Annotated in this window: 9 protein-coding genes; all 9 read right to left on the reverse strand. The window is 42.0% G+C overall.

Annotated elements, in window-relative coordinates; translation table 11 throughout:
- Window position 1: 1 nt before the first annotated feature.
- The 9 genes from J4E76_RS13610 to J4E76_RS13650 all read right to left on the reverse strand — a co-directional run bounded on the left by J4E76_RS13610 (window position 2) and on the right by J4E76_RS13650 (window position 10,661).
- The gene (locus tag J4E76_RS13610; protein WP_208505022.1) at window positions 2-856 is read right to left on the reverse strand and encodes an aldose 1-epimerase; all 855 of its coding nucleotides are present in this window, start codon (window positions 854-856) and stop codon (window positions 2-4) included.
- 195 nt (window positions 857-1,051) lie between these two features.
- Window positions 1,052-1,834 (reverse strand): HAD-IIA family hydrolase, encoded by a 783-nt coding sequence (locus J4E76_RS13615; RefSeq protein ID WP_208505024.1) that lies wholly within the window; start codon window positions 1,832-1,834, stop codon window positions 1,052-1,054.
- A gap of 13 nt (window positions 1,835-1,847) precedes the next feature.
- Window positions 1,848-2,801: a Gfo/Idh/MocA family protein gene (locus J4E76_RS13620; RefSeq protein WP_208505027.1), complete on the reverse strand. Its 954-nt coding sequence runs from the start codon at window positions 2,799-2,801 to the stop codon at window positions 1,848-1,850.
- Between the two features lie 75 nt (window positions 2,802-2,876).
- A complete protein-coding gene (locus J4E76_RS13625; RefSeq protein ID WP_208505029.1) occupies window positions 2,877-3,449 on the reverse strand; it encodes a bifunctional 2-polyprenyl-6-hydroxyphenol methylase/3-demethylubiquinol 3-O-methyltransferase UbiG in 573 nt (190 codons plus the stop codon).
- Window positions 3,450-3,615: 166 nt separating this feature from the next.
- The gene (locus J4E76_RS13630) at window positions 3,616-5,064 is read right to left on the reverse strand and encodes an outer membrane beta-barrel protein (RefSeq protein ID WP_208505031.1); all 1,449 of its coding nucleotides are present in this window, start codon (window positions 5,062-5,064) and stop codon (window positions 3,616-3,618) included.
- A complete protein-coding gene (locus J4E76_RS13635; RefSeq protein WP_236017465.1) occupies window positions 5,057-5,611 on the reverse strand; it encodes an RNA polymerase sigma factor in 555 nt (184 codons plus the stop codon). Before J4E76_RS13635 ends, J4E76_RS13630 begins: the two co-directional genes overlap by 8 nt.
- A gap of 272 nt (window positions 5,612-5,883) precedes the next feature.
- Window positions 5,884-8,286, reverse strand: a complete 2,403-nt coding sequence (locus J4E76_RS13640; RefSeq protein WP_208505033.1) for an ABC transporter permease — start codon at window positions 8,284-8,286, stop codon at window positions 5,884-5,886.
- Between the two features lie 89 nt (window positions 8,287-8,375).
- Window positions 8,376-9,104, reverse strand: coding sequence for a TIGR04283 family arsenosugar biosynthesis glycosyltransferase (locus J4E76_RS13645; RefSeq protein ID WP_208505085.1), 729 nt, complete (start codon window positions 9,102-9,104; stop codon window positions 8,376-8,378).
- Window positions 9,105-9,107: 3 nt separating this feature from the next.
- A complete protein-coding gene (locus tag J4E76_RS13650) occupies window positions 9,108-10,661 on the reverse strand; it encodes a hydroxymethylglutaryl-CoA reductase (RefSeq protein ID WP_208505035.1) in 1,554 nt (517 codons plus the stop codon).
- Window positions 10,662-10,763 lie beyond the last annotated feature (102 nt).

Consider the following 10,763-nt stretch of genomic DNA (forward strand, 5'->3'; position numbering starts at 1 on the left):
ACTAAGAAAGTGTAAGGCCGAAATTTAAGACTAAGGATTGCTTAGGTTCGATTAGACTTAAGCCTTCCTTATTGTTAAGGGCATCAATATTACCCGTCATTGGCTCAATAGCAATGGTACGCTTATCATCCGGTGTATAAATTTGAACATAAGGGTGATTTTCGTCCTGCCAAACGTTCAGTACAGTCTTATCTGGATACACTAGTTGAGTTGAATATCGGTCAGCACTTTCTACAAAGAGAAAACAACTGTCAAGGCTTAGCTCCGAGACATCAGCCGGTTCTTCCAGTGTTTTGAAAGGTGTTCTTTTGCCTGAAGGAATCATATTCTCATCCACTTCAATAAGGTCGACCCCACTTAACTGTAACTCACCTAACTCATCTCCCTCCGACAGATTGAAGTAGGGATGCCAGCCAAAAACGCATGGCATTGATGATGATCCCGTATTCAATATTTCGGCAGTCACCGAAAGCCCTCCTGGTTCCAATTTGTACTTTATTTCGATTTTAAAAGGGAAAGGGAAGTGCGTCAATTCGCCATCATAGGCATTGACTAATACAATTTGATCTTCATCCTGAGATTGCAATTCAAATTTTCGATTGTGCAACATGCCATGCAGTGCATTAGGTCTACCAAAATCATTCAGCGGAAATTGGTAGGTTTTCCCTTCAACTTCAAACCTACCAGCAGCCAGTCGATTGGGAAAGGGAAAAAGCAGCGAAGACTGGTAGTGGTAGCCCTCCTGTGGGCTAATTAAAGTCCTGCCATTTCCGCTCGCAGAAAGAGTCAATTCACGAATAGCTCCGCCCATCAATGGGTCGATGCTTAGGTATTGATCATGATGCCTTAGTTCCAAGTTTACAATGATTCTGGTCGGTTCCTAAGGTAGTGAAATATAAGTATATACATGAAAGGAGTTCTTGGTGTTGATGCTAAAAATCTACAAGCCTAAGCCAAAGCAGCTTTAACTGAACTACTACCCAAATCATAGCCTAAAAAGTACATGTTAGAAATATAATAATTCCAGCAAACGAAATGATCGTGGAATAGGTCAATCTTCCCACCAAGGAATCTTGTCCAAAGTCAGGTCAGCAATTGAATTCACTACTAGGTCGGGTTTGAAGGGAAAGTCATTTAGTTGGTCACGATCAGACATCCCGCTTAAGGTCAGTATAGTTTTGTAGCCAACCTGAACTCCTCCTTGAATATCGGTTGAAAGCGTGTCGCCAATTACGGTGGCTTCATCCGTAGCTAAACCTATGTACTTTCGGGCCTGACGCATCATCACTGGACTTGGCTTGCCCACAGAAAAGGCTTTCTTACCAGTGGCTGCTTCGATCATGGCTACAATAGAGGCTATACCCAAATTATTCCAGCCTTTCTTGCGAGGAGATGCATCAAGATTAGTGGCAATAAACTTAGAGCCTTCAAGTATAAAATCTATGGCTTTGCGAACCATCTCCAATGTAAAATTGATGCCCTCGCCCACCACCACAAAGTCAGGATCACTTTGCACTAAAGTCAATCCATTTTCGTGAAGGCTCGAGATCAACCCTCCTTCTCCCAACACATAGGCGGTACCATTGGGAAATTGCTGCGCCATAAAATGGGCTGTGGCCATGGCACTGGTATAGACATTTTTTTCCTCTACATAAATGCCCATTTTCTCCAGTTTACGAACAGCATCTAGTGGCGTACGTTGACTGTTATTGGTCATAAAGGTGAAGGGAATGTTATTGTCTTGCAGGGTTTTCACAAAGACATCCGCACCGGGAATCATGCTGTTTTCAACATAAATAACTCCGTCTTGGTCTATTAAAAATCCTTTTGGCATACTCGTCAATTTTCTATTTGAAGATGGTTGAAAGAATGCGCTCCACCAACCGAGCACTCATTAAGCTATCGTTAAGTGTAAATAATTCAGATTCCGTCTTTCCCTTGAGAATACAGTCTCTTACCTCAACAATTTCATGTGCATAGCCTGTGCTGATCATAGGAGCACTAAAGGTTTCAACTTCGTCACCTTTGATAATTTCGAAGGATTCTGCCTTCCAAAACATGGGGATTCTCACATAACCTTTGTCTCCATAAATACAGGCTTCTTTGTTGGTATGGAGAGCAATGCTACCCAGCACTTGGGCCATGCGATTGTCTCCAAAATCAAGCTGTACTTGTATGGTTTCGTCTACGCCAGTACCCGACTTAATGGCGTGTGCTTTAAAATCACTAGGCTCCCAACCAAAAAGGTCTGAAACAATGGTCAGAGGGTAGACACCAACATCATAGAGGGCTCCACCCGCTAGGTCAGGATTCAAGAGACGGCCGTCTTGGGTAAGCTTTTCTTCAGACCTAAAGCCAAAGCTGGCAGTCATGTATTTGACTTCACCAATTTTACCAGATTTCACTACATCGATGGCCTGTCGATATGCTGGTAGAAACCTCATCCACATGGCTTCCATCAAAAACTTCCCGCTTTCCCGAGCCACTTCAGTCATCTTAACAATTTCGTTGCTGGATATGCCCATAGGCTTCTCGCATAGCACATGCTTACCAGCCTGAAGTGCATCGATTGTATTTTGGCAGTGAAAATTGTGGGTGGTGCTGATATAGACAATATCTACTTCTGGATCGGCAAGAAGAGATTCATATGAGTCATACATTTTAACTTTCGGAAACTCGTTTTGTAATGCCGCAGCATTCGACCTTGATGCAAATGCATAAGGTACTTCGCCTTCTACTGCATTGAGACTTTCTAAAAACTTGCGTGCTATTCTACCAAAACCTATAAATCCCCAATTCATCTACCTAAGAAAGTAAATTCGCGAGAAAGAAGCTTGTGAAACGACTCTTTTAAACGCTCACGTTTGCAGCAATTCCTAATGCTTGGTGTTTTCAGAATTGCGAATGACCAGGTAGGTCTCTTGCCTAAAGAAAAGTAAAAACCGATCGGACCGAATGAGTTTTAATTCTAGGCCTAAGTTCTTACAAACTGCCTCCCAACCTTTACGTGTATTGTTGGTATGGGGATGCCCTTTGAATTCAAGATTGAATAAGCTGTCAAAAAAGTAGGTAAGGTATTGCTGAACTTTGTTTCGATAAACGTCTTCAATAATGATAACCTCTCTGCTGACCCTGGCAGTTTCAGCGATCATTGCCTGAGGATTTTGGGTATGATGGAGAACAGTCAACAACAAGGCCTGATCAAATGTATTCTCATTAAAAGGTAGAGAAGTACCATCATAACAAATGGGCTTTAAGTCTTCTCTTATGGAATGATCTGTAACATCTACGGGCGTAATATCATAGCCGTCTCTTCTGAGTAAATCTGTAACGGTGCCATAGCCAGAACCAATATCCACGATTTTTCCCGATCGTGTTAAAACGGGTTGAATGCGTTTCAATTTGTTCTTAGCATCCCAATACCAGCCTTTATAAATGATCTTTTTCAAAAGACCTAGATTTCTAACAGCACTAAGCCCCATATAAATGCTTCTTAGGTTCTAGATTCATAAAGTCGAGCTTTGAGCATAGATACTTTTCAACTAAGTAATGGTTTTAAAATGAAAAGGCCCTCATAAAATGAGGACCTCTTCGACTCAATCGACTTGCTAGTAATTATCTTAGTTTGATGGCCACGTTAGCACCAAAGCTCAAAAACTTGACCTTGCCCTGACCGATGCCTGTTAAAGGCAATTTCATAAACGGCTCAACAGCAAGACCGAATCTCTTATTGATAGGAGTTTCATAACCGACACTGAAATTGGCTATGCCGAAGAAGTGGTTATTCTCTCCTCTGATCTGACCTGTTGGTGCCCAATTAGGGCTCGGCCGAGTATATTCATACTCGTAGTCTTCTCGTAGCATGAGGTAAGTCGATAAACCTGTGCTGACGAACCACTGATTGTCATTTTTCGCAGCGAAGTATCTCCGCACGTTGATTGGTATATCGATAACCAAACATCTGGCGAGTGCACTGACAAGATTGTCTGAGCGGCCTCCGGGCCAGGTTGATGTATCATACTCTTCACCAAGTGCACTATAGTTTTTCACTGAATAGCTTAAACCAGATTGAATACTCCAGTTTCTGGAAAGCCTATACTCTGCTAACAAACCGATCATGTTTCCTGGATCAGTAAAGCCCTCTAATCCGGTCGCACTTAAATCTAAAGAAACCAAAACACCAAACGACCATCTTTTGAATGTCTGCAGACTATCTAAGTCGGCTGTTTGGTAACTACCAGTGTCTAAGGTCATGGGCTTCAATGACAGATCGAATAGAAAGACGCTAGGTACCCACCTCGGTGCAATGGTTTCCATACCGACCTCGTATAGTTCGGCTTCTTGCCTACCTATACTGTCCAAAGGAGCAAGAGGCTGCTCCGGATCAAAATAAGTTACTGCCGATGCTGAATTACTCTCATTTTTATTGCTGACGGTGTTTACCGACTCACTGACTTTACTGGTGCTTACAGCGGATGTTGTAGTAGATAATGCTGTGCTTTCTGCCGACCGTAACCGCGAATCAACGGATTCAGTGGCTTGGCGCTGAGTACTTGAATTTTCTGCCTTAGTCACAGTATTATCCGCACTTGATTCCTGATTATTCAATTCGCCAACCTCTCTGACTTCAGTCTCACCCGTCACTGCGGCTTTTGCATTTTCGCTTGCTAAATTTCCTTGGTCTGTACTCTCAGCTTGGGGCGTAATGCTTTTCTCCTCTACCTGTTCTTCATTAGTAGATGAAGGTGTAGAATTCTCTTTGATGCCTGTACCAGACTTGTCATCCTTATCTCCTTTTTCCTTAACAAGAGTACTTTCTTTTAAAGATGAGTTGGCATCAAGCCTTTCTTCTTTTGAGCCATTAGGTATGTATATAATAAGCAATATGATTACTGCAAGCAATCCGAGTCCACCCCAGAGCTTCCACCAAAAGAATCCTTTTTTCGGAGCATCAAGTTTCTTTTCCATCGCGCTCCAAGCGGATGGATTAAACTCAAATTGAGCTCCCTCTGCTGCTTCCCTTACAAGCTGTTCTAATCTATCTCCGTTCTTCGCCTCATCCATAATTATACACCTCCTTACTAAGCAAAGACCTTAGGGCTGCCTTTGCTCGCGTCAAATTCGCTTTCGAAGTACTTGTAGTAATCCCTAACTGTTCGGCAATTTCATGATGCTTGTATCCGTCAATGACGTACAAGTTGAAAACTGCTCTATAGGCCGGGGACAATTGCCCAACTTTCTCCAGTATCTGCTGATAATCCATATCATGATCTGGAGCCACTTGGTCTGTTTCTTCCACTTGGGCTTCCGAAATATCGGCCAGGTGGTTGTGCTTGGCATTCTTTTTTATATGGTCTAAGCATGCATTCACAAGAATTCTGCGTAACCAAGGTTTAAAGGGCTTAGTGATCTCAAACTTTTCAATGTTTTTAAAGACTTTCAAAAAACCATCATTCAGCACTTCTACAGCATCGGCTTCACCTCCGGTGTAGCGCAGGCAAATGCTCATAGCATAGCCGTAGAAATTGCTGTACAACTCCTTTTGGCTCTGCCTATCATTCTCCTTGCAGCCTAGAATAATTGCTTCCAATAGTTTTTCGATCTTGGTCAAATGTAGCCCTTATAATCCCATTACAGCCCATTTCATAAAAAGGCTGCGTAGAATCACAAAAAAATGCTTATGACTTTTGACTGGTAAAAGTAATGGAGATTTTTAGAATAGTATTACCGAAAAGGACACCAACGAGCATTATCCTAAAATGAGTCATTCTCTTCTGAACAATGAGTTTGGTCATGATGACATTATCATTTAAGATAATCCCTAGCAAAACTGAAGTCATTGACTCACTATATTAATGGAGTGCAACCACAAATTTTTAGTATCTATTCGTATCGCAGTGCTTTTATTGGATTGGTAAATGCTGCTTTTATAGACTGGTAACTGATGGTCAAAACGGCAATTGAGAGTGACACTCCTGCAGCGATAAGGAAAGTAGCAGCACCTACATTGACACGTTCTGCAAAATCTTTGAGCCAACCATCCATTAAGAAATAGGCGGCAGGAGCGGCAATAACAAATGATATGGATACGAGCTTGACAAAGTCTTTTGATAACAGAAATACAACACCGAAGGCTGATGCTCCCAACACCTTTCTAATGCCTATTTCCTTAACTTTTTGTTGTGCTGTGAAAGCTGCAAGGCCGTAGAGCCCTAAACAAGCGATCAAAATGGCTATGATTGCAAAAAAGGTAAACACCTTGCTGAAACCTTCCTCGTTTTTATACTGCTGATCAAAGTCTTGATTGAGAAAGGAATATTCAAAAATTCTATTCGGCATTACTTCTCGAAAAGTGGACTCAATACGCTTAACTACATTGGTGAAATTGGCTGTTTCAACTTTTGCCGAGAGATATCCGGGTGTTCCCTGTTGCATCGGCATAATGAAGGGCTCAATCTCATTTTGAACCGACATAAAATAGAAATCTTTCAATACTCCAATCACTCTCCCTTGTCTGTTCCGCCAACCGAGTTGCTTACCAATGGCCTCTTCAGGACTCGCAAAACCCAACCTATTCACACCAGTTTCATTTAGTATAAAGGCTTCATTTAGGTCTGTGCCAAAGGTCTCATCGAAGCCTCTTCCAGCCACCAGTTCCAAATCATAAGTATTTATAAAGTCATAGTCCACCGTAATAAAGCGCATATCACTCCAATCCGCACTTTGGTCCCAGCCCAAACGTACCACATTGTTGCCCATTTCTCTCCCGGGCACACGTGATGAAAGTGACACTTGGCTCACTTCTGAGAACTGCTCCAGCCTATCTTTCAATACTTGAAAACCTTGTTCTGTTCCGGCACCGAATCTGGATGGGATGAATATCACACGCTCTTTTTCAAAACCTAACTCTAAATCTCTCATATAATTGAGCTGGTTGAATACAATCAAAGTGGAGATAATTAAGCCAATAGAAATTAAGAACTGCATAACCACCAGTCCCTTTCTCAACACTATACCTTTTGAGGAAGTCTTGAAGCTCCCTTTTAATGTCTCTGTTGGTTTAAAAGCCGATAGAACGAAGGCTGGGTAACTACCAGAGACCACGCCAACGAAAAGTGTGATCCCTATTAATGCCACTCCCAGGGAAATATTTTCAAGAGGATTAAATACCAAGGCCTTGCCGGTAAAGGCATTTAATTGAAGCAATACGAGCAAGGTGAGGATAATTGACAAGACCAGAGATACGAAGGCGATAAAGATCGATTCACTAAGGAACTGTCCTATTAAATGCTTCCTAAAAGCGCCAACTACTTTTCTCACACCCACTTCCTTTGCTCTATTTACAGATCTTGCTGTGGCCAGATTCATAAAATTGATACAAGCGATAATGAGTATGAAAAGCCCTACCGAAGAGAATATATAGACATACGCCTCTCGACTGTTTGTCTCAAATTCAGATCTGACATTCGACCGTAAATGAATGTCATTTAACGAAGTCAGGAAGTATTCTTGTCTATAGCCAGAGCCAGTTTCTTGGTCTAAAATATATTCTGCTGAAATCCGCTTTATCTTTTTTTCTAATGCTACCGGGTCTATACCAGGCGAAGTCTTTAGATAGGTGTGCGTATTGAAGTTCCACCAGGTAGGACTGACCCTTCCTGCAGCTCTCAAGGTTTCAAATGATACAAGCATATCGAACTTGAGATGGGTATTGTTTGGTATTTGATCCAGAACACCCGTGACGGTCAGTATATGCTGATTGTCTGGTAGCTCCAACGTTTCTCCAATTACATTTACTTTGCCGAAATACTTCATGGCGGTGGCCTTAGATACGACTGTAGTATTTGGTTGTTTTAGGGCGGTTTCGGGATTGCCATCAAGCAAATCATAATCGAAAACATTAAAGACATTGGAGTCTGCATAGACCACTGTCTCGTGGAATAGCTCCGTCTCTCCCGTCTTTTGGACAACCACATTAGTACTTCTCTGAAACCTAACCGATTCTAAGATCTCGGGATAATCATTAACAAAGTACTGAGCTACATAAGCAGAAATTGGGGCCCATTTCTCCGAGCCTCCGTCATTAGGAAGGTAGTATTCACAAGAAACACGGTAGATATCGTCTGCTTGTGAATGATTGCTATCATAAGTGACTTCATCTTGAACATAGAGAAAGATTAGTAAGGAGCAGGTAATGCCCACAGTGAGACCGAAAATGTTAAGAAAGGCGTAGACTTTGTTCTTAAGAAGAGATCGTAAGGCGATTTTGAGATAGTTTTTGACCATGGTTATGGGGTTTTGATCCGGCTGTTATTCAACATACTTCCGAAATCAATATTCGTTACATGTCAAACGAAAGAAACTTCTGAAAGATGCTAGCGCACATTCCCGTAGAACCTAGCCAATCTCTTATTTGAGACACCAATCGCCCAAAGTGCCGTGATGGCAATAAAGATTGCATTCGATTTGATTACACCCCATTTGGCCACTCTCCTGTCGGATGAATAAACCTTGCTGTCGATCTGTTGTATCCTCCCTAATCGATTCATTTTGATACACAGGTCTGCTTCTTCCAGAATCATCATTTCAGGATTAAACCCTCCTGAGCTCAGGTAATCGGCTTTACGACAAAAAAGCAGTTGATCTCCGAAAAGTAATCTTAGTCCTTTGAAAATAGTGCGATAGGGATTGTATATCAAAGGCGCATAGTAGGTCTTGACCCTGTTGTGCCAAGTGGTCATTCTCTGATGGCAGGTGCCTGTCATAATACTTCTAAAGCCCGCTAGCTTTATGCTATCGTCTCTTAATGTATTCTCCACAATCGTGACTAAATTCTCGGGAGCAAAAGTATCGGCATGTAAGAAACAGAGTATATCGCCTTTGGCTTCAATCGCTCCATCATGCATTTGTGCCGCTCGGCCTAGCTTCTTGGCTTGTATCAGCCGAGGCTCATATTTCTCTACTAAAGCCAGTGTATTGTCACTACTCCCTCCATCGACAACTATGACTTCATATGGTTCGGGCGTGAGGTGTTGCAGACTTTTTAGCAACGAGCCAATGCAAGTTTCCTCGTTGAAGGTTGGTATGATGATAGATACTTTCAGTCCTTATGGAATTGAGTTTCTTCCTAAATCTTCATGTGCGGCTACCCAATCAAGTGAAGAAATAGCTGCAGCCAATGAAATTTCGCCAGCCAGCACTACTCCTGCAATGATTTCGGCTAATTTTTTCGCTTTGCCACTGCCGTAGCAATCGATCATTTCTAAGCAGTCTCTTTGGGTAGGCAAAGCTGTACCTCCACCGACAGTCCCCACAATAAGAGAGGGTAAAGTTATGGTCCCATATAAACTACCATCGGCAGTAACTTCTGAGTGTAAGAACCCAGCGGTGCTTTCAGCCAAGTTGGCTACATCTTGTCCAAATGCTATAAACATTGCAGCTAAGGCATTTGCCGTGTGAAGGCCATTATTATTGACACCAGCCATCATTCCGCCCAAGTTGGCCACACCAAGGTGTTTTTGAAGCTGATGGGCATCTACACCAAAATTCTGTACCAAAAGTCTTTCAGAAAATGTGACCTCGGCTATAACTCGTTTGCCTCGTGAGTTGAGAGAATTAATAAAAGAATGCTTCTTGTCACTGGCCATATTAGACTCCAGAAAGAAGTGCTTAATGCCCTTAAATGATTCAAGAATCCATTGACAGATTTGGAAAGTGGCCTTGTTCACCATATTCTGACCTGCAGCATCGCCCGTAAAGAAATTGAATCTTAGAAATACGTTGTTACCGGCCTGGTAAACCTCAACATTTTGATATTTCAGGTGTCGTGAGCCAACTTCAGCTTCAGCCTTCAAGTTGTCTGTGACGGTTTCGATCCATTGACTGAAATCAATAGCTTTATTTACGTTATCGAATATAAAGACCGGGGCGCGTTGCATACCGTCTTTCACCACTCGACAATTAACACCTCCAGACTCATTAACGAGTTTAATGCCTTTGTTATAAGAAGCTACAAGTGTACCCTCGGTGGTCGCCAAGGGAATTAGGAAATCACCTTGAGCATGCTCTCCATTAATCCGTATGGGACCAGCAATACCTAAAGGAACTTGTGCGAAACCAGTTAGGTGCTCAATGTTTCCCTGATAAACCGAAGTGTCTTCAATCGGTTGGTGTATATTTTTTGGGTCACTCCCAGTAAAGGACTTTACAAAGTCGAGTCTTTGGTCAATAGCCGCTTTGCCATAGTCTTCATTGACAACTCTCGGGATTTTTAGTTCTCTTTCAGCTTGAAATTCATTCACCTGGTCCATCACACCAAAACTCAGTGTTCCAAATGGCTTTGTATCAAACTTGAAATCTAGTTTCAGATTCGCTTGCCCATTGAGCTTAGATTTAACCAGCACATTGAAACTCTTACCGAGTTTTAGGCTAAAGCCATTTTGATGATTAATTTCATTAACCGATACCCAGTTACCATCACCTAGGTCTGCAAACACCTTTTCTTCCGGAACTTTATTTCCCTCTACTTCAAGAGAATTAAGGCCTTGAAAGTGAACATCAATCAATCTATTCTTGACATTGAAAGTAAAGCCTTGGTCGGTCTTATTGAGACTGCCCCTGGTATAAAGCTTTTTAAGAAGCGTTTTAGGTATAAAATTCATAGGATGACAGACCGAAATATTGTCTGAATTATTGGCAAATCAATAGATTAGATAATGAATCCGAACCGCGAAGTAACAAAATTTAAAGCATAACGCTGTCAA

Source organism: Roseivirga sp. E12 (assembly GCF_017592825.1).
Taxonomy (GTDB): Bacteria; Bacteroidota; Bacteroidia; order Cytophagales; family Cyclobacteriaceae; genus Roseivirga.